This window comes from Aeromonas sp. QDB17, assembly GCF_027705305.1.
In the GTDB taxonomy this organism is placed as follows: domain Bacteria; phylum Pseudomonadota; class Gammaproteobacteria; order Enterobacterales; family Aeromonadaceae; genus Aeromonas; species Aeromonas caviae.
This window is the reverse complement of the sequence record NZ_JAPDBP010000003.1, coordinates 198160-218212: the sequence shown is the minus strand read 5'-3', so window position 1 is coordinate 218212 and position 20053 is coordinate 198160. Positions and strand designations below refer to the sequence as shown.

Annotated in this window: 18 protein-coding genes; 13 read left to right on the top strand and 5 right to left on the bottom strand. The window is 63.1% G+C overall.

Going from position 1 to position 20053, the window contains the following annotated elements; translation table 11 throughout:
* Window positions 1-20: 20 nt before the first annotated feature.
* On the bottom strand, window positions 21-341 hold the full coding sequence (locus tag OKC41_RS04440) for a hypothetical protein (protein ID WP_201984914.1): 321 nt from the start codon (window positions 339-341) through the stop codon (window positions 21-23).
* A gap of 137 nt (window positions 342-478) precedes the next feature.
* Here OKC41_RS04440 and OKC41_RS04435 point away from each other — a divergent pair, with 137 nt between their 5' ends.
* On the top strand, window positions 479-1306 hold the full coding sequence (locus tag OKC41_RS04435; protein ID WP_039039573.1) for a M23 family metallopeptidase: 828 nt from the start codon (window positions 479-481) through the stop codon (window positions 1304-1306).
* A gap of 87 nt (window positions 1307-1393) precedes the next feature.
* Here the strand turns inward: OKC41_RS04435 and OKC41_RS04430 are convergent, their stop codons facing one another.
* The gene (locus OKC41_RS04430) at window positions 1394-2728 is read right to left on the bottom strand and encodes an MATE family efflux transporter (RefSeq protein ID WP_270671763.1); all 1335 of its coding nucleotides are present in this window, start codon (window positions 2726-2728) and stop codon (window positions 1394-1396) included.
* 153 nt (window positions 2729-2881) lie between these two features.
* On the opposite strand from OKC41_RS04430, the gene mscM reads away from it, so the two are divergent.
* The 7 genes from mscM (at window position 2882) to frdD (ending at window position 12711) form a co-directional block, all read left to right on the top strand.
* Window positions 2882-6157, top strand: coding sequence for a miniconductance mechanosensitive channel MscM (gene mscM, locus OKC41_RS04425; protein ID WP_045525588.1), 3276 nt, complete (start codon window positions 2882-2884; stop codon window positions 6155-6157).
* A gap of 29 nt (window positions 6158-6186) precedes the next feature.
* A complete protein-coding gene (locus OKC41_RS04420) occupies window positions 6187-6864 on the top strand; it encodes a glycerophosphodiester phosphodiesterase (RefSeq protein ID WP_039039570.1) in 678 nt (225 codons plus the stop codon).
* A gap of 156 nt (window positions 6865-7020) precedes the next feature.
* Window positions 7021-8898, top strand: a complete 1878-nt coding sequence (locus OKC41_RS04415; RefSeq protein WP_010673807.1) for a methyl-accepting chemotaxis protein — start codon at window positions 7021-7023, stop codon at window positions 8896-8898.
* 515 nt (window positions 8899-9413) lie between these two features.
* Window positions 9414-11198: a fumarate reductase (quinol) flavoprotein subunit gene (gene frdA, locus OKC41_RS04410; protein WP_010673806.1), complete on the top strand. Its 1785-nt coding sequence runs from the start codon at window positions 9414-9416 to the stop codon at window positions 11196-11198.
* Window positions 11191-11925 (top strand): succinate dehydrogenase/fumarate reductase iron-sulfur subunit, encoded by a 735-nt coding sequence (locus OKC41_RS04405; RefSeq protein ID WP_005298338.1) that lies wholly within the window; start codon window positions 11191-11193, stop codon window positions 11923-11925. The genes frdA and OKC41_RS04405 overlap by 8 nt, the downstream gene beginning before the upstream one ends.
* A gap of 16 nt (window positions 11926-11941) precedes the next feature.
* Window positions 11942-12340 carry a hypothetical protein gene (locus OKC41_RS04400; protein WP_010673804.1) on the top strand — a complete coding sequence of 133 codons (399 nt, stop codon included), beginning with the start codon at window positions 11942-11944 and terminating at the stop codon, window positions 12338-12340.
* 14 nt (window positions 12341-12354) lie between these two features.
* Window positions 12355-12711 (top strand): fumarate reductase subunit FrdD, encoded by a 357-nt coding sequence (gene frdD / locus OKC41_RS04395; protein ID WP_010673803.1) that lies wholly within the window; start codon window positions 12355-12357, stop codon window positions 12709-12711.
* 132 nt (window positions 12712-12843) lie between these two features.
* Here the strand turns inward: frdD and OKC41_RS04390 are convergent, their stop codons facing one another.
* On the bottom strand, window positions 12844-13542 hold the full coding sequence (locus tag OKC41_RS04390) for a hydrolase (RefSeq protein ID WP_201894343.1): 699 nt from the start codon (window positions 13540-13542) through the stop codon (window positions 12844-12846).
* A 93-nt stretch (window positions 13543-13635) separates the two neighbouring features.
* On the opposite strand from OKC41_RS04390, the gene OKC41_RS04385 reads away from it, so the two are divergent.
* Window positions 13636-14277, top strand: coding sequence for a TetR/AcrR family transcriptional regulator (locus tag OKC41_RS04385; RefSeq protein ID WP_201894344.1), 642 nt, complete (start codon window positions 13636-13638; stop codon window positions 14275-14277).
* Between the two features lie 10 nt (window positions 14278-14287).
* Here OKC41_RS04385 and OKC41_RS04380 read toward each other — a convergent pair whose 3' ends face one another.
* The gene (locus OKC41_RS04380; protein ID WP_201894345.1) at window positions 14288-15508 is read right to left on the bottom strand and encodes a winged helix-turn-helix domain-containing protein; all 1221 of its coding nucleotides are present in this window, start codon (window positions 15506-15508) and stop codon (window positions 14288-14290) included.
* A gap of 74 nt (window positions 15509-15582) precedes the next feature.
* Window positions 15583-16224, bottom strand: a complete 642-nt coding sequence (locus OKC41_RS04375) for a class I SAM-dependent methyltransferase (RefSeq protein ID WP_201894346.1) — start codon at window positions 16222-16224, stop codon at window positions 15583-15585.
* Window positions 16225-16411: 187 nt separating this feature from the next.
* On the opposite strand from OKC41_RS04375, the gene OKC41_RS04370 reads away from it, so the two are divergent.
* The 4 genes from OKC41_RS04370 to OKC41_RS04355 are packed head-to-tail and all read left to right on the top strand — an operon-like array spanning window position 16412 to window position 20053.
* Window positions 16412-17077 (top strand): thermostable hemolysin, encoded by a 666-nt coding sequence (locus OKC41_RS04370; RefSeq protein WP_201894347.1) that lies wholly within the window; start codon window positions 16412-16414, stop codon window positions 17075-17077.
* A complete protein-coding gene (locus OKC41_RS04365) occupies window positions 17074-18555 on the top strand; it encodes an AMP-binding protein (RefSeq protein ID WP_201894348.1) in 1482 nt (493 codons plus the stop codon). Before OKC41_RS04370 ends, OKC41_RS04365 begins: the two co-directional genes overlap by 4 nt.
* Window positions 18552-19208: a TenA family transcriptional regulator gene (locus OKC41_RS04360; RefSeq protein WP_039039563.1), complete on the top strand. Its 657-nt coding sequence runs from the start codon at window positions 18552-18554 to the stop codon at window positions 19206-19208. The genes OKC41_RS04365 and OKC41_RS04360 overlap by 4 nt, the downstream gene beginning before the upstream one ends.
* The gene (locus OKC41_RS04355) at window positions 19205-20053 is read left to right on the top strand and encodes an SDR family oxidoreductase (protein WP_039039562.1); all 849 of its coding nucleotides are present in this window, start codon (window positions 19205-19207) and stop codon (window positions 20051-20053) included. Before OKC41_RS04360 ends, OKC41_RS04355 begins: the two co-directional genes overlap by 4 nt.

Below are 20053 nucleotides of genomic sequence, written 5' to 3'. Positions count from 1 at the left end.
AGGGGCGAAGCGGCGTCTCCTCAGGGCACGCTCACCGTGACCATGATGGTGCCGGTGTAGGGGCCGGTGCGTACTACCTGGCCCGGCAGCCGGGTCGGGTAGAGCCTCACCTTGTAGTCGGTGGCCTGGGTCGCCGCCGAGTAGGGTACCGCGATGGCGGTATCGAATGGAATAGGGGTCAGGGCCCCCTGCTCGACCATGCCCACCCCGACACCGGCCAGGCTGGTGGTGATGAAGCGGTTGTCGCTCGCGAGCCCCCCCGAGAAGCTGTAGCGCAGCGGCCCCCTGATCAGGCTGGCAAGGTCGACGGGAAAGCGGGCACCCGCAACCAGCGCATTCACCTCGCTGCAATGGCGTATCCGTTGCGTCCTTCTGGGCCGCAGCCGATGAGTTTATCGGCCACGGTTGACGGACAGCACCGCCAGAATGTGGCATCATCTCCCCCCTCTTGCTTTCCCCCTGATCCAATGGAGCCATCATGCGCCGCCTCTTCTTTCTTCTCCTGCTGCTCGGCAGCCCTGCGCTTCACGCTGAACCGGGGTTTATCAGCCGCCTGCTCAACCACCCGGTGCCGGGGGGCGTGGCCGTGGTACCACTGGGAAGCGGGGCCAAGGCGCCCGCAGTGCGCTATCAGGACAAGCCTGTGCTGGTGGTACAGGAAGACGGGAAGACGTGGATCGCCATCGTCGGCATCCCGCTCAAGAGCGCGCCCGGCCCCCATCAGGTGACCACCAGCGATGGCCGCACCTTGAGTTTCACGGTCGGCACCAAGCACTACCGTGAGCAGCACATCAAGCTCAAGAACAGCCGCCAGGTCAATCCGCTGGCCGAAGACATGACCCGCATCAACCGGGAGCTTGCCGAACAGACCCGCGCCTACCAGACCTTCAGCCCGGCTCAGCCGAGCAACCTGCTGTTTGACAAGCCGGTCCAGGGCCCGCTCTCCAGTCCCTTCGGGCTGCGCCGCTTCTTCAACGGCGAGGAGCGCAACCCCCACTCCGGCCTCGACTTCGCGGTCGGAGCCGGCACTCCCATCAAGGCACCAGCCGCTGGCAAGGTCATCCTCATCGGCAACTACTTCTTCAACGGCAATACGGTGTTCGTCGACCACGGCCAGGGCCTCATCAGCATGTTCTGTCACATGTCGAAGGTGGACGTGAAGCTGGGCCAGAGCCTGCCCCGCGGCGGCATCGTCGGCCGGGTCGGCGCCACCGGTCGCGCCACCGGCCCCCACATGCACTGGAACGTCAGCCTCAACGACGCCCGCGTCGACCCCGCCATCTTTATCGGCGCCTTCAAGCCCTGAGGCCGGCGACCTGCTGCCCACAGGCAGGGGCACTCAAAATGAAAAAGGCAGCCTTGGCTGCCTTTTTCATGGACGCATGACCACATCTCAGGCAGCGCTGTGCTGGCGCCCCTCCCTGCTCATCGCCCGCCACATCACCAGGACCAGCAGAGTGCTGCAAGTGGGCAGCGCCAGCCAGACACCGGCCACTCCCCACAGGGAGGAGAAGCCCCACAGTAAACCGCCGATCAGCACCAGCTTGCCGCCGGTGAGCAGGGAAGCGATGCGGGCCCGGTTGATGGCCTGGAAATAGGTGGCCCCCACCAGCAGCAAGCCTTCCATGGGCAGCCCCCAGAAGTAGAGCCAGATACCGAGGGTCGCCACCGGCAACAGGGCAGCATTGTCCCCCGCAAACAGATAAACCACTGCCTCTGGCCACAGATACAGCGGGATCATCCCGCACAGTGCCACCGCCATGGTCACTCCCAATGCCAGGTTGCGCACCCGCAGCACTCGCGACCAGTTGCCCGCCCCGGCATTGAAGCTGGCGATGGGCTGGATGCCCATGGCGATCCCCTCGAAGATGAGATAGAAGAAGGCCTCGCTGTAGCTGATGACCCCATAGGCGGCCACGTGCAGCGAAGTGCCCACCGAGAGCAGCGCCTTGTTGTGCAGCGCCAGCACCACCGAGAGGTAGAGGTACATCAGAAAACTCGACACCCCGAGTCGCAATGTCTCCCCCATCAGCCGCCAGTCGGGCACCAGGGTGTCCCAGCGAATGTGCAACTGGCTGCGGGGGGTGAAGAAGTGCCACAGACACAGGCCTCCGGTGACCGCCTGGGAGAGCATGGTGGCGATGGCGGCCCCCGCCAGCCCCCAGGGGAGCACCGCCATCAGCAGGTAGTCGAGCAACACGTTGAGCACGCCGCCCCCCACCAGGATCCAGGTGGTGAGGCCGGGTCGCCCGTCGTTGCGCAGCAGGGCGGTAAAGGCCATGGAGAGCACCGCAAACACACCGAGCCAGGCGTACCACTGCAGATAGGCAAAGCCTGCGTCGAAGATGACCCCCTGCGCGCCCATCCAGACAAGCATGGCCTCGCCGTAACGAATGCCAATGAAGGCGAGCAGCGCGGAGGCGATGAGCACCATCACCAGGGCATTGCCGACGATGTGGCGCGCCCTGGCCTGCTCCCCCTTGCCCAGATAGAAGGAGGCCAGCGACGAGGATCCCATGCCAATAAGAGCCCCCACCGCATAGAGCACGGCGCAGATGGGGTACGCCAGCATCATGCCGGCCAGCCCGTCCTGGCCCAGGATATGGCCGACGAAGATGCCGTCAATGGTGACATAGATGCCGGTGACCAGCATGGCGGCCACCGTGGGGGTGACGTAACGCAAGAAGAGGCGGGAAAGGGGGGCCGTGCCCAGATCGACGGAGGACATAAATTGCTCAATGAAGGGGAATGGCCAGAATAATAGCCAAACAAGACCCGGATCACCCGTTATTTGTGCCGTGGATCATTCATCTTGAGGGCTTTACCCGCCCCGGCCCCTGCTTTAGGCTAGGGCGACTTCTCCTGAACGGAAACGTGCGCCATGTTGCAACGCCTGCTCTGTCTGATGCTCTGTCTCAGCCTGTTCCCCTTCTCCGCTGTCCAGGCTGATGATGCCATCACTCAGGTAGAGGAGCTGCTGCAAAGCATCCCCAAGACGGATACCCCGGAAAACCAGCAACTGCGGGAGAGCTACCAGCAGGCCCTGCAATATGCCCGGGATGCCCAGCGCTACCGGGAACAGGGCAAGGCCTACCAGCAGATCCTCATCGACTACCCCAAGGAGTCCGCCCGTCTCAAGGAGGGGCTGCACAACTATCAGCCCCAGTCCCGCCCGTCCCTCTCCTCCCTCAAGGAGGATGCCCTGCGCCAGGCCATCAGCCTGAGCAGCAACCGCCAGCTCAACCTGCGCAAGGAGCGTCAGGCGGTGACAGACAGCCTCAACCAGCTTGAGAGCACGGGCCAGGAATATCACCTGCGGGTCGACGAGTTGCGCAAGCAGTTGCTCCAGACCCGCTCCCTGCTCGATCGCCTGAGCTTCAGCAACGAGTCGGACAGGTTGCAGGAGGCCCAGCAACTGGCCACCCGACTCAAGGAGCAGAGCCTCTCCGACCGGATCCAGATGCTGGAGCTGGAGCAGCTCTCCGCCCAGCAGCGCAACGATCTGGGCAAGCTCAAGCTGCAGGAGCTCAACCTCGCCATCACCGACGAGGATGAGTGGCAGACCAGTCTGCTTGCCCAGCAGAACCAGCTGCGCCGGGACAAGACCGAGCAGGCCCTGGCCGAGAGTGAACGCCTGCGCCGCCAGCTCACCTCTGACCTCCCCCTCTTGCAGGAGCAACAGCAGCAAAACCAGGCCCTCTCCCTCCAACTGGGGGCCCTGGAGGACCAGATTGAACGGGTGCAGGACGAGCAACGGGGGGTGGACACCTCCCTCTCCGGGCTCAACGAGCTGGTCAATTCGGTGCGCGAACAGCTGGAGTGGTTGCAGATAAGCAACGCCTACGGCGAGAACCTGCGCAGCAAGCTGGCCGATCTGCCCGCCTACTTCCCGCTGGAGCGGCTGGAGTCCGCCATCGTCAAGGCGCGCATGGCCAAATACCAGTACGAGACCGAGCAGGATGCCCTGAAGGATCCGGTGCAACTGCGCAACAGCCTGCTCAGTGGAGACGGCATCACCCTGGACAGGGCCCAGCGCGCCGTGCTGGACAACCTGCTCAAGGCGAGACGGCAACTGCTGACCCGGCTCAACGATGCCTCCGATACCCTCATTCAGGAGCAGACCCGCCTCAAGCTGCTCTACAGCCGCCAGAACAGCAAGATCGACGAGATCCGCGAACTCAGCGCCAGCCATCTGTTCTGGATGCCGGACGTGCGCCCCCTGAGCCCGGCGGTGCTGCTCGGCGTCCCGGCCGCCCTCGGCCTTGCCTTCAATCCGGCCAACTGGCTGCAACTGCCCAGGGCCATCGCCGAGAACAACCCCCTGAGCCTGACCCTGGCTGGCCTCGGGCTGCTGGGGCTGGCCTGGTGCTGGCTGAAACTGGCCCGCCACCTCATTCAATACAGCCAGTACATTGCCCCGCGCATCGGCAAGGTAACCCAGGACAAGTTCAGCCTCACCAGCCGGTTGCTGGTGCGCTCCGTGCTCGCCGCCCTGCCGCTGCCCGCCATGGTGCTCATGGTGCACGGCCTGCTGGACGGCGCCTGGCAATATCCCTTCGCGGTGGCGGTGGCCCGGGGCCTGGGTGAAATCTGGTTCCTGCTGCTGGCCCTGCTGGTGGCGCGCCACCTCACCCTGGAGAAGGGGATCCTCATACTCCACTTCCGCTGGCAGAAGGAGCGGGTGCAGCGAGTGTGGGGACAGTTTCGTACCCTGCTGCTGGTGCTGATCCCGAGCTTCTTCGTACAGGGCATGGCGAGCAGCTATCAGGAACACGCCTTCTACGACTCCCTGGGACGCCTCGCCTTCATCATCGGGGCCCTCTGGCTGCTGCTCTTCTTTGCCCGCCTCAACCGGGAAAAACTGCCCCTCACCTGGGGTCAGGCAGACATGACCAAGCCCCATCTGCTGCACCACTTCATCTGGAACAGCCTGATGCTGGCCCCGCTGCTGGCGGTGCTGGGCGCCCTGTTCGGCTACTTCTACACCTCCCGCACCCTGCTGCGCCAGCTGGAGCTGAGCCTGCTGGCGGGGCTCGGCTGCCTGCTCGTCTACTATCTGGCCCACCGCTGGATGCTGATCCAGCGCCGCCGACTCGCCTTCGATCGCGCCAAGCAGAAGCGGGCCGAGATCCTGGCGCAGCGGGAGCGGGAAGAGGACGATCTCAGCTCCGAGATCCCCGATGTGGTGGAGGAGCCCGAGCTGGACCTGGATACCATCAGCGCCCAGTCCCTCGGCCTGGTGCGCACCCTGCTGATGCTGGGCTTCACCATGCTGGTGGTGGTGCAATGGTCGGATCTCAACTCGGCATTCAGCTTCCTCAGCAGCATCGAGGTGTGGCAGGTGAGCAGCAAGGTGGCCGGCATCGAGCAGCTCTCCGCCATCACCCTGCAGGATCTGATGCTGACCGTCTTCGCGTTTATCCTGACGGTGGTCACCGCCCGCAACCTGCCCGGGTTGATGGAGCTCACCCTGCTCCAGCATCTGAGCCTCTCCCCCGGCACCGGCTTCGCCCTCACCACGGTGAGCAAGTACCTGGTACTGCTGATTGGCGCCCTCACCGGCTTCTCCATGCTCGGCATCGACTGGTCCAAGACCCAGTGGCTGGTGGCGGCACTCTCTGTGGGTCTGGGCTTCGGCTTGCAGGAGATCTTCGCCAACTTCGTCTCCGGCCTCATCATCCTGTTCGAAAAACCGATCCGCCTGGGTGACACCGTCACCATCCGGGATCTCACCGGCACCGTCACCAAGATCAAGACCCGCGCCACCACCATAGTGGACTGGGACAGGAAGGAGATCATCGTCCCCAACAAGGCCTTCATCACCGAGCAGTTCATCAACTGGTCCCTGTCCGATGCCATCACCCGGGTCCGCTTGCGCATTCGCATCGGCCTGACCCAGAATCCCAAGCAGGTACAGCAACTGCTGGAGCAGAGCGTGCGCGAATCCACCCTGGTGCTGGATACGCCCGCCCCGGAGGTGTTCCTCATCGAGTTCACCGACTCGGCCCTCATCTACGAGATCCGGCTCTACGTCAACAACATGGATCACCGGATGCCCATTACGCACGAGGTACATTCCCTGATCCTGGAGAAACTCGGCCAGGTCGGCATGCATCTGCCACATCAGCAGATCGACATCCGGATGAGCCGGGGATGAAGCCCCCAAAGACGACAACAGGAGCCATCATGCAGATCATTGCCCATCGCGGTGCCAGCGGCATGGCCCCGGAGAATACCCTCAAGGCGATGAGCCTGGCGCTGGATCTGGGTGCCAAAGCCATCGAGCTGGACGTGCAGTGGGCCGACGGAGAGCTCTGGGTCTTCCACGACCGGCGGCTGGAGCGCTGCACCAACGGCCAGGGTGTGCTGACCGGGCAATCCCGGGAGTACCTGGCGAGCCTGGATGCAGGGGACGGGGAGCGGATCCCGACCCTGTGGCAGGTGATGGCACTGGTGGCGGGGCGCTGCGAACTGCACATCGAGCTCAAGGGCGCCCACACCGCCAAGCCGGTGGCCGCCCTGACCAGGCGGGCCGAGGCCGAGCTTGGCTTTACCCAGGCGCACTGGATCGTTTCCTCCTTTCATCATCCCGAGCTGTTACGCTTCAAGGGACTGCGACCGGAAATCAGGATAGGCGCTCTCACGGCCAGCCTGCCCCTCGACGGCGCGGCCTTCGCCGAGACGCTGGGGGCCTGGTCACTGAACTGCGACGTGGATTTCGTCGACGAGACCCTGGTGGCGGATGCCCATCGCCGGGGGCTCAAGATCCTGGTCTATACAGTCGACGAGGTGAGTGATGGGATCGCCCTCGCCAGCATGGGTGTCGATGGCATCTTCACCAACCGGCCAGATCGATTCAGCTGAGTATCGGCGCGGCCTGGCAGGCCACAAGGAGGTGAAAAGAATTGAAAAAATGCGGTGCATCGGGATACATAAAGTCCATAGCCAGCCGATACAGAGTTGGCTCATAACAATAACAAACACCATGGATCTCTGACTGACGCTCACAAGGATGTAAACATGAACCTATCCATCAAGAACAAGCTGGTCCTCTCCATCGGGGCCATCATTCTGGTCATCACCGGCCTGCAGGTCTGGTACAACACCTCCCAGTTGCGCAGTGAAACCCAGCGGCTGATCTGGAGCTTCATCGACGACAGCTCGGTCGCCAACGTCAAGGGGATCTCCCGCTGGCTCGACGCCCGCATCAATCTCGTCACCGCCACCAAGGAAGCCTTCGCCAAGGAAGACGAGCCCCTCAGCCACCTGGCCCAGTCCATGAATGCGGGCAACTTCGATCTCGTCTACGTGGGCACCAAGGATGGCCGGATGATCCAGAGCAAGCCGACCGATCTGCCGGCCGGCTATGATCCGCGTCAGCGCCCCTGGTACAAGGACGCCATGGCCGCCGGCAAGCTCGCCATCACGGCTCCCTATGCCGACATCACCACCGGCCAGCTCATCATCACCATCGCCGAGCCCTTCAGTCGCGGCAACACCGACGGCGTCATCGCCGGTGACGTCTCCATCGACGGTCTGGTGAAAGACGTGCTTGCCATGAACTCGGAAGGCACCTATGCCATTCTGGTGGACAGCAACGGCACCATCATCGCCCACCCGGACAAGGATCTGACCCTCAAACCCGCCACCGCCATCTCTCCGGAACTGACGGCAGCCAAGGTCAACGAGCTGGCCCATGACAACACCATCTCCGAGATGGATATCAGCGGCAAGGCGAGCGTGTTCGACCTCACCGAGATCCCCAACACCAACTGGTATTTCGGCATCGTGGTGGACGAAGCGGTCGCCTACCAGTCCGTCTCCCGCATGGTCACCTCCGCCCTCATTCAGGGATTGCTGACCATCCTCATCGTGGCGGGCTTCTCCTATGTCGCCATCAACGGCTCCCTGGCGCCGCTGAAAACCCTGGGCGAGGCGATTGCCGATCTCTCCCGCGGCAACGGCGATCTCACCCGTCGCATCAAGATCGAGCGTGAAGACGAGGTCGGTACCGTCGCCAAGCACGTCAACACCTTCATCGAGCGCATCCACGTCATGGTGCAGGACATCTCCAACTCCTCCACCCAGCTCAACCAGCAGGCCAGGTCTTCCCACGACATGGCGGAGAAATCCAACCAGGGGCTGGCCCGCCAGCAAAACGAGATCTCCCAGATTGCGACAGCAGTGCACGAGATGTCCGCCACCGCCGTCGAAGTGGCCAGCAACGCCGAGCAGACCGCGGAAGCGGCCCGCAGCTCCTCCAGCAGTTGCGAGCACGGCAAGCAGGTGATTGCCCGCAACCAGCGCTCCATCACGGATCTGGCCACCCAGGTCAAGCAGGCCTCCGGCATCATCCAGGAGCTGGAGAAGAACGCCCAGGAGATAAACACCATCCTCTCCACCATCCAGGGCATCGCCGAGCAGACCAACCTGCTGGCGCTCAACGCCGCCATCGAGGCCGCCCGGGCTGGCGAGCAGGGACGCGGCTTTGCCGTGGTGGCCGACGAGGTGCGGGTGCTTTCCCAGCGCACCCACAGCTCCACCGTCGAGATCCGCAGCATGATCGAGACCCTGCAGCGCAACACCCAGGGCGCCGTCAGTACCATGCACGAGGGTCAGTTGCTGGCCCAGAACAGCGTGGAAGATGCCAACGATGCGACCCAGGCGCTGGAGCAGATCACCACCTCCATCAACCAGATCTCCGACATGGCGACCCAGATCTCCAGCGCCGCAGAGGAACAGCGTGCCGTCACCGACGAGGTGAGCCGCAACATTCAGGCGGTCAAGGATGTCTCGGACGAGCTGGCAGTGGATGCGGACAGCTCCCGCAATCTGTCGGCCCAGCTTAAAAATATTTCAGGTGAATTGAATAATCAGGTCGGCATGTTCCGCATCTGATCGACCATGGGAAGAAAGGGGCCGTTCAGGCCCCTTTTTTTATAAACCCTTTTTGTTTCAACGGTTATAATCCCCTTTCGAGACCCTCAACCCTGTGATCGACATCTCCTTTTGCCCATGTGTGGGAGACGGGCTCAGTCTGTCATGGCTATATTCGCATTACTTTTTTGATGCCTAACCTCGATATGTCATCGTGATAATAGTTATCATTAAACTGTTTTGATAAAAAACTTAAAAACTTTATGGGCAATACCCAAAAAGAGAGGCATTTCTCATTTTTTTGAAAGAAAACTACGTATAATCTTGGAGTTAAAATCACCAGAGTAGCGAGTACGGCTGATCCAGATCACTGATGGATGGCGATAATGACGGCATTTTCATCCAAGGAATGGGGTGGTTGTAATAAAAATCACCGTTGCCAAGCACTAAAACAAAGCAGTTTGACTTGCATCAAGCCTGAATTTTTTTCATAGAGCAAAATCGTGCCCAGCAAATCTATCCCTAAGGAGGCAGATGTGGATATTATCAAGACCGATGTTGCCATCATCGGTGCCGGTGGCGGTGGCCTGCGTGCCGCAATCGCCATTGCAGAAGCCCACCCGGAGCTGGAGATCGCCCTGATTTCCAAGGTCTATCCGATGCGCAGCCACACCGTGGCCGCCGAAGGTGGCGCCGCAGGCGTCGTCCGTGATGACGACTCCCTGGAAAACCACTTCAACGACACCGTCTCCGGTGGTGACTGGTTGTGTGAGCAGGACGTAGTCGAGTACTTCGTCAACAACGCCACCAACGAGATGATCCAGCTGGAGCACTGGGGTTGCCCCTGGAGCCGCAAACCGGACGGCAAGGCCAACGTGCGCCGTTTCGGCGGGATGAAGATCCCCCGCACCTGGTTCGCCGCCGACAAGTCCGGCTTCCACATCCTGCACACCCTGTTCCAGACCTCCATCAAGTACCCGACCATCAAGCGCTTCGACGAGCACTTCTGTCTGGATCTCATCGTGGAAGATGGCCGTGTCCAGGGTGTCGTCACCTTTGACATCCAGAACGGCATCACCCGCTTCATCCAGGCCAAGTCCGTGGTGCTGGCCACCGGCGGCGCCGGTCGTGTCTATCGCTACAACACCAACGGTGGCATCGTCACCGGGGACGGCATGGCCCTGGCCTACCGCCACGGCGTACCGCTGCGGGACATGGAGTTCGTCCAGTATCACCCGACCGGTCTGCCGGGCACCGGCATCCTGATGACCGAAGGTTGTCGTGGTGAGGGTGGCATCCTGCTGAACAAGGATGGCTATCGCTACCTGCAAGATTACGGTTTAGGCCCGGAAACCCCCGTCGGCCAGCCGAAGAACAAGCACATGGAGCTGGGTCCGCGCGACCGTCTCTCCCAGGCCTTCTGGCAGGAGCAGCAAAAAGGCCGCGTGATCCAGGGCCCCATGGGCGACGTGGTTCACCTCGACCTGCGCCACCTTGGCGAGAAGTACCTGAAAGAGCGTCTGCCCTTCATCTGCGAACTGGCCAAGGCCTACGTGGGTGTGGATCCGGTGAAAGAGCCGATCCCGGTACGTCCGACCGCCCACTACACCATGGGTGGCATCGAAACCGACGGCAAGTGCGCCACTCGTCTGGCCGGTCTCTATGCCGCTGGCGAATGTGCCTCCGTCGGTCTGCACGGCGCCAACCGTCTGGGTTCCAACTCCCTGTCCGAGATCGTGGTCTTCGGCAAGGTGGCCGGTGAGCAGGCAGCCGAGTTTGCCGCCACCCAGCAACACGGCAACACCCAGGCGCTGGTCGCCAAGGCCGAGGCGCTCATCAAGCAGCACCTCTCCCTGCTGGACATCGACGGCACCGAAAACCCGGCGGATATCCGCAACGAACTGGGCATGTCCATGGAAGCCGGTGTCGGTATCTACCGTACCGAAGAGCTGATGCAGGGCACCATCGACAAGATCAACGAGCTGAAAGCCCGTTACAAGAAGATCAAGATCAACGACAAGTCCTCGGTCTTCAACACCGACCTGCTGTACGCCATCGAGCTGGGCTACATGCTGGACGTGGCGGAAGCCATGGCGCACTCCGCCATCAACCGCAAAGAGTCCCGCGGTTCCCACCAGCGTCTGGACGGTTACGAGGAGCGCGATGACGTCAACTTCCTCAAGCACACTCTCTCCTTCTACAACGGCGAAGGGGCCCCGACCATCGACTATTCCGATGTGAAGATCACTAAATCCCAACCGGCCAAGCGCGTGTACGGTTCCGAGGGTGAGAAACAAGACGAGGCTAAGAAGAATGGCTGAGATGATCGAAATTGAAATCCTGCGCTACCGTCCCGAGCAGGATAACGAGCCCTGGATGCAGACCTTCCAGGTGCCCTACCTCAAAGAGATGTCCCTGCTGGATGCGCTGCAATACATCAAGGATCATCTGGACTCTACCCTGAGCTTCCGCTGGTCCTGCCGGATGGCGATCTGCGGCTCCTGCGGCATGATGGTCAACGGCATTCCGAAACTCGGTTGCAAGACCTTCCTGCGGGATTACCTGCCGGGCAAGATGACTATCGAGCCGCTCAACAACTTCCCCATCGAGCGCGATCTGGTGGTCGACATGTCCGACTTCATCGAGAAGCTGGAGAGCATCAAGCCCTACATCATCCCGTCCGAGCCGCGCAACCTGTGCGATGGCGAGTACACCCAGACCCCGGCTGACATGGCGAAGTATCACCAGTTCTCCATGTGCATCAACTGCGGTCTGTGCTACGCGGCCTGCCCGCAATATGGCATCAACAAGAAGTTCACCGGTCCGGCGGCCCTGGCACTGGCCTATCGCTACAACGCCGACAATCGCGACAGCGCGTCCAAGGAGCGGATGAAGATCATCAGCCAGGACGAGGGCGTCTGGGGCTGTACCTTCGTGGGCTACTGCTCCGAAGTGTGCCCGAAAGGCGTGGATCCGGCCGCCGCCATCCAGCTTGGCAAGGTCGAGAGCGCCAAGGACTACATGATCGCCATGTTCAAGCCGGATTGAGACCAGGAGTGAGACCATGAACAACACTGAGAGCAAACGTAAGCCTTACGTGCGCGAGATGAAAAAAGACTGGTGGCTGAAGAATGCCTTCTACACCGGTTACATGATCCGCGAAGGCACCAGCATCTTCGTCTCCATCTACGCCGTCGTGCTGATGTGGGGTCTGCTGCGGCTGGTACAGGGTCAGGAGGCATTCAATGGCTGGCTGGAATCCCTGCAGAGCCCCATTGCCATCCTGTTCCACGTCATCGCCCTGGCAGCCTGCCTGTTCCACGCCAAGACCTGGTTCGCCCTGGCCCCGAAAGCCATGCGCATCTTCCGTGGCGAAGACCTGGTGCCGGAGAAGCCGATCGTCATCGCCCAGTATGTGGCGCTGGCGGCGGTATCCCTGCTTGTCCTGATCATCGTGGCCTAATTTGAGGAAAAAATATGAGACGTTCTGACGAGCCAATTTACTGGGGTCTGTTTGGTGCGGGTGGCATGGTGGTTGCCATGCTGCTGCCGGTCATTGTCCTCATCACAGGTCTGCTGGTGCCCATGGGCATCATGGATGTGGAGACCATGAGCTACGAGCGCGTGCTGGCATTCGCCAGCTCCTGGTGGGGTGCCTGCATCCTGCTGGTGATCATCGCCCTGCCCGTCTGGCACGGCATGCACCGCATCTACCACGGCCTGCATGATCTGGGGATCCACACCACCAAGCTGCACCACTATGTGTTCTATGGCTTCGCCTTCCTGGTGTCCGCCATCACCGTCGGCCTGCTGATGGTGCTGGTGCTCCAGTAAGCACATCCTGACTGCATGACAAACCGGGCCCAGTGCCCGGTTTTTTTATGGCCCCTCGGCGGCTCACGCCACAGCCCGATAGCCGGCATGCTCCCTGCTCCCAGCAACGTTCAATGCCAACTATCAGCCCCATCACCAGAGCGTCGGCGCCGGTTCACGACCATTTTCCGCGTAGTAGAGCGACGGCAGAAACTGCGCCAGATAGCTGAATTCGCTGTAGCAGTGGCGCATCAGGTTGAAACCTACCTCGTCCGGCACCTCGTCAAACGGGTTGGCGCAGGCCTTGCCCAGCAGGAAGCGGCTGCGCAGCACACAGCCGTATGGGGTATCACGCGCCAGGTGCAACATCTCGCCATCCAGCGGCGCCCCCTGCTCATCCAGCGCCACCTCATCGCCAAAGCCGATACGGGCGCAGATGGCGGCAGAGAGAGCCTGCTTCTCCCGCGCCTCGTGTAGCGATTGCGGGGCGAACACCTCTTCGGCGCCGTGGAACTTGAGGCGAGCTGCCACCGGCGGCAGCTCGGCAAGCCACTCCACCGCCTCTATGCTGGCTCCCACGAAGCGCTCCCCTTTTTTCCAGTGATGATCCCAGCCCCGGTGCTCGACATGATCGTGGGGGTGCCACCACCTGATGTGCTGGGTCGTCTCGAAGAAGGTGAACCACCAATCCAGCATGCGCCCCTTGCAGCCGTGCAGATCGGTGCGGATGGCGACCGTCAGCAGGCCGTCGGTGCTGCGGGTCAGACCCATTTCCAGGCGAAGGGGTTGCGGGCTGAGCAACTCGTTGATGTCATTGACGCCCCAAGGGGCAAACAGGGCAGAAAGATGCATGATATGACTCCCATAAATTTAGGAAACGAAGTTCGTTTCTTAAATTACGCTATGCCTGTATGCTGGGTCTGTCAATGCTTTCCAGGAGCCCATATGTCGCACCCGAACGATGAAGAAACACGCTCACGAGGCCGTCCGGTCACCCCGGAAGCCGACCTTCGCGCCGCCCTCGCCGAGGCGACGCTGACCTTGTTGCTCAAGGGAGGCTACGGCGCTGCGACCGTGGATGCGGTGGCCAAAGAGGCGGGGGTTGCCAAGAAGACCCTCTACCGCTTCGCCGCCAATCGCGACGAGCTGGTAGCGCAGGCGGTGCGCAGCTGGACCGATGCCTTCCAGCCGGCCTTCGAGCAGGATGCAACCCACCCCGAGGCACTGGGAGAGATGCTGGAGCAGGGCTTGCAGGCGATTGCAGATCAGGTGCTGAGCGCACCGGCGGTGGGCATGTTCCGGCTGCTGCAGCATGAGTTCACGGGGCGGGATGCCCTGTTGGTGGCCTATCAGGAGAACGGTATTGCCCGCGGCAGGGCGACCCTGGCGGCGTGGCTACAGCGCCAGCAGCAACTGGGCTGGCTGCGCGAGCTGGACGCTGCCCAGACCAGCGATCTGTTGCTGGCGATGACCATGGCGGAGCCGCTGCGCCAGATGGCGCTCGGCTTGCTGGCGCCGGGCAGCGACATCCGCGCGCGCATCATCGCGGCCGTTGCGCTGGTGCTGCCCGGCTTGATGCGAGGGTAGGCGTCCTTCCTCAGCGTGCCACCTCCTGCCATTGAGCCAGCAGGGGCGCAGGGATGGCGCCGTAGCGCAGGGTCGGTGTCTGGTGCCACTGCGCCAGCTTCTGGATGGCCTTGCCCAGATCCTGGGCCAGGGTCCGGGTCACCCTGACCCCGTCTTCCAGATAGAGGCTCTTGACCTCAAACACCCCCTCCTTGCGATGGGCCTTGGCGTCCATCCTGCCCACCAGCTTGCCGCGATGCAGCAACGGCAGCACGAAATAACCGTACTGGCGCTTGGGGGCCGGGGTATAGCACTCGATGCGATAGTCAAAACCAAACAACTCGCTGGCCCGCTTACGATCCCACACCAGCGGATCAAAGGGCGAGAGCACGGCGGTGTGGCTCGCCTTGAGGGAGCCCGCCTGGGCCCGGACCAGCTCATCGGCCAGGGAGGCGTGAACGAAGGCTCCGTGCTGCCACCCCTCCACTCGTACCGGCAACAGCTCCCCCTCGTCCGCCAGCTGGTGGAGCAGGGCGTCGTATTTCCCCCGTTTAAGGCGATAGTAATCCGCCACCCAGCCGGTCTTGACCAGCCCCAGCGCCCGGCAACTGGCTCGCACCATGTCCCGCCGGGCGAGATCAGGACTCGGCAGATCCCGCTCGTCGTTCCACTCCGGCATGACCCGCTCGGCGAGATCGTAGACCCGCTGGAAATTGCGCCGTTCGCGCACCATCAGCTGGCCTGCGGTAAACAGCACCTCCAGGTGGCGCTTTTCGGGCTTCCAGTCCCACCAGCCGTTGCCCTTGTCCCCCTTGCGCTCGAAGTCTGCCGCCCGCACCGGGCCATCCTGGCGTATGCGCTCGACTATCTGCGCTATCTCGCCGCCGTGGGTCTTGAGCCACTGGGCGGAGAACTTCCAGCCCATGGCGGCGGGATCCAGCATGCGATGGCGCAGCAGCCGGTAATCTTCCCGGGGGACGAAACAGGCCTCATGAGCCCAGTATTCGAAGAGGTCACCATCGGCCAGCAGTTGTTCCAGCCAGCGCGGATCGTAGTGGCCGAGACGGCTGAACAGCACCAGATAGGGGCTGCGGGCCACCACGGAGATGGTGTCTATCTGCAGCAACGCCATGCGGCGAATGCAGGCGAGCAGGTCGGCGGGGGTTGCTCTGGCGCGGCGCGGGGTCAGCAGCCCCTGGGCCGCCAGCTGCAGGTGGCGGGCGTCTTGCAATGAGAGGTGGGGGATCGACATGGAGATAGGGGCATCCGTTCCTGGGTATCAGGCCACCAGCATGCCCAACTCATGGCCAAATGAAAACGCCCGGCTCAGGGTTTGGTGAACACCGCCACATCGGCATGAGGAAACTCGACCGCTGCCTGCCAGCGGGCCGCCAGGGCACGGAAAGAGGCCTCGGCGAAGAAGACGATATGGGTGGGATCGTGGCGATAGCGCCAGGTCTTGAAGCGCTCGTCCCCCAGCACCCGCTGGGTCTGCAACACCAGCACCCCGCCGGGCTTGAGACAGCCCCAGAGCGTGTCCAGCACGGCGCGGGGGGTGGCGATGTGCTCGATCACCTCGGTGCTGGTGATGAAGTCATATTGCCTTGTCAGGCACTCGGGGTTGTCGGCATAGAACTTGTCGTAGCCCGCCATCTCGAAGCCCGCCTCCCGCCCCATGGCGATGAGGGCAGGCCCGGGGCCGCAGCCAAAATCGAGGCCGCTGGCAGGAGGCGACACCCGGGCCAGCACCTCGCCAAAGGCACGCATCAGAAAGGCCCGGTAGCGGGGATCGTCCACCCGGTTGTCGTGCCCATCATAGACCGCCTTCTCGGCCCCCTCGTCCAGGTGGTCCGCCTCGTCCATCCAGACCAGCTCGCACGCCAGGCAGCGGTAATAGCCCTTGCCCGCCACCGGCAGGGCATGGTGCCGAGGGGAGAGACACAGGGGACAGTGAACAGGGGATGACATGGCAGCTCCTCGGGTGGCGACAGCGGGGCAGATTGCCTGCCACGCCCGCTGCTGGCAACTGTTTTGTCTGGAGCCCCCATCGACCCCCGTTCACCCCCCGCCAGTTTTTTTCGTCTTTTTTTGCGCCTTAAGGGTTTCTTAAGTTTGCCCTTTTACTCTCATCCCATCGCAAGAGAAGGAGCCAACCATGACCATCGAGATCCAAGCCCCCTACCGGTTGATCCTGGCCGAATCCCCGCAGCAGGTCATGGCGCTGCAAACCTATATCCAGGCCGCCTATACCCTCGAGTTCAACGCCCGCATTCCCCATTTCCTGCCCTGCCTGCTCGGGCTCTACCGGGCAGATGGCGTGCTGATCGGTGCCTGCGGCCTTAACCAGGCCTGCCATGGCGAGCACGAGCAACCGCTCTATCTGGAGCAATATCTGGAGCAGCCTGTCGAGGCCGCCATCGAGACCCGTCTCGGGGTACGTCCGGCCCGCCACCGCATCATCGAAGTGGGCAATCTTGCCTGCAGCGAACCGGGTCACGCCCGCCTGATGTTTGCCGCGCTGTGCCGTCTGCTGTGTGACAACGCCCTGGACTACGTGGTGTTCACCGGCACCGCCAAGCTGCGCAACAGCTTTACCCGCCTGCGTCTCAACCCGGTGGAGCTGGCCCCCGCCCAGGCCCATCAGGTGGGAGAGGATGCCAGCGCCTGGGGCGAATACTACCGCTGCCAGCCCAAGGTGATGGCAGGCGACATCAACCAGGGGCGCGAGGTGCTCGCACAGAGCAGCCTGCTGCTCAACCTGCTGGGGCCCATGCCCCGCCTTTTTAACCATGCCGACATCGACAGGAGGTGCGCGCAATGACGCTGTTCGACACCATCGCCCACCATGCCAGCCAGACCCCGCGCCAGCCTGCACTGCTAGGCAGCCAGGGTGAGCTGGATTACCAGAGCCTGTGGCAGCAGATCCAGCAACTGGCAGGCGTGCTGCAAGGGGCCGGCATCCGCCGCCTGGCCCTGCAACTCGACAATGGCCTGCCCTGGGCGCTGATCGATCTCGCCTGCACCTGGGCCGGCATCGTGGTCATCCCGGTTCCCCACTTCTTCAGTCCGGCGCAGCAGACGTGGCTGCTGGACAGCAGCGGAGCAGACGCCCTGGTCGGCCCGGAGCACCAGGGGTGGCAAGCCGCCTCACCCCTCGTGCTCATGGCAGGCAGGCCCGATGAGCAGGCCGTGCCCCTGTGGCGCCGCATCCCGGCCCGCCTCCCCGAGCTGCCTGCGGGCACCGCCAAGATCACCTATACCTCGGGCACCACGGGGCAACCCAAGGGCGTCTGCCTGTCGCTGGAACAGATGACGGCGGTCTGCGGATCCCTTGCCCTGCGGGTGGCCCCTGCCCGGGTTGAGAAACACCTGACCCTGCTGCCCCTCACCACCTTGCTGGAGAACCTGACCGGCTTGTATGTACCGCTGCTGACCGGCGCCTGCAGCCGCATCCCCTCCCTGGGGGAACTCGGCTTCTCGGGCTCCAGCAAGCTGGATCCTGCGGCCCTGGCCCATGCACTGCTGCGCTGGCCCAGCCACAGCCTGGTGCTGGTACCCGAGTTGCTGCGCCTGCTGCTGGCCCTGTGCCTCAATACCCCTGCCCTGGCGACACAGCTCGGCACCCTGCGCTTCGTCGCCGTGGGCGGCGGCAAGGTCGCCCCCGAACTCATCGCTCACGCCCGTGCGGCGGGGCTGCCGGTCTATGAGGGATACGGTCTCTCCGAATGCGGCTCCGTGGTCGCCCTGAACGGCCCCCACGGGGATCGTCCCGGCAGCGTCGGCCTGCCCCTGCCCCACTGCCAGGTGACGATCGCCGCAGACGGCGAAGTCATGGTCAGCGGCAGCGCCATGCTGGGCTACCTGGGGGAAGAGGGCGAGACGGGCAGCCAGATCGCCACAGGGGATCTGGGTCGGATCGACGAGGAGGGCTATCTCCATATCACGGGGCGCAAGAAGAACGTGCAGATCACCGCCTTTGGCCGCAACTTCTCCCCGGAGTGGGTGGAAGCCCAGGCCCAGCTCTGCCCGGCCATCGCCCGCATCGTCATCTTCGGTGACGGTCAGCCCGCCAACGTGGCCCTTATCCAGCCGCTGCCGGGCAGCCAGTCCCAATTGCCAGAGCAGATTGCCCGGCTCAACCAGCAGTTGCCCGATTACGCCCGCATCCATCATTGGTTGCCGGTCTCCCTGGATCAGCTCCCTGGCCTCCTGACGGCCAACGGGCGCCCCCGTCGCAACGAGATTTATCACCACTTTTCCCGGCAGATCAGCCAATGCCTCACAGGAGAGACCTCATGAGCTTCTACCAGACCCTGCAACAAGCCACCGCCTGCGAGCGCGAACGCCTGTTCAACGCCCCCATCATCGAGGCCTGCCGCCGCGGCGACATCAGCCGTGACACCTACCTCGCCTTCCTGGCACAGGCCTACTACCACGTGCGCCACACGGTGCCGCTCCTGATGGCCACCGGCGGCAAGCTGGGGCAGGAGTACGAATGGGTGCGAGGCGCCATCAGGGAGTACATCGACGAGGAGTACGGCCATCAGGAGTGGATCCTGAACGACATCCGTGCTTGCGGCGGTGATGCCGAGGCGGTGCGCCACGGCCAGCCGGGCCTGCCCATCGAGCTGATGGTGGCCTTCCTCTACGATCAGATCCAGCGCGGCAACCCCATGGGCTTCTTCGGCATGGTGCAGGTGCTGGAAGGCACCAGCGTCGCCATCGCCCTGACCGTCGCCGACCAGCTCAAGAGCGGTCTGGGTCTGCCGCCCCAGGCCATGAGCTACCTGAGCTCCCACGGGGCCCTGGACCAGGAGCACCTCAAATTCTTCGAATCCCTGATGAACCGGGTGGAAGATGCCGCCGATCAGGCCGCCATCATTCACGCCGCCAAGGTGGTCTACCGCCTCTATGGCGACATGCTCTATCAGCTCACGGGATCCTGCCAATGAAGCTTGAAGGCAAACGCATACTGCTGACTGGCGCCAGTGGCGGCATTGGTGAAGCCCTGGCCCATGAACTGGCGGCCCAGGGTGCCCATCTGCTGCTGCACGGTCGTCGGGCCAGCGCCCTGGAGCGCCTGCGCCGGGAGCTGCCTCATCCGGATCGCCACCAGACGGTGACGGCCGATCTTGGCTCTCCCCATGAGCGGGCGCAGCTGCTGCAACATCCGGCCCTGGACGAGGGGCTGGACGTGCTCATCAACAGTGCAGGCTGCAACCAGTTCGCCTGGCTGGAAGATCAGAGCAGCGAGCAGGTGACACGCCAGTTGCTGCTCAACGTCGAGGCGCCCATCCAGCTCACCCGGGCCCTGCTGCCCCGGCTGCGCAAGCCCGCCATCATCATGAACATCGGCTCCAGCCTCGGGGCCATCGGTTTTGCCGGCTACAGCGTCTATTGCGCCAGCAAGTTCGCCATGCGCGGCTTCAGCGAGTCCCTGGGGCGGGAGCTGGAGGGAACCGGCATCAAGGTGCTGCACTTTGCCCCCCGCGCCACCCGCACCCACCTCAATTCCGAGGCGGCCTATGCCATGAATGCCGAGCTTGGCACCCGGACCGACAGCCCACAGGACGTGGCCGAGGAGGCCGTCATCGCCCTGTGCAACGAGACACGCCGCCGCTGGCTCGGCTGGCCGGAAAAGCTCTTTGTGCGGCTCAACGGCCTGCTGCCCGCCTTGGTGGACATGGCCCTGGCCAAGCAGCGCCCGATCATCGAGCGCCACGCCCGCCGCACCGCCTCCCCAGCCCCCGATCACAGGAGCGATCCCGCCTGTGCGACAAACGAGAAGGAACATTGA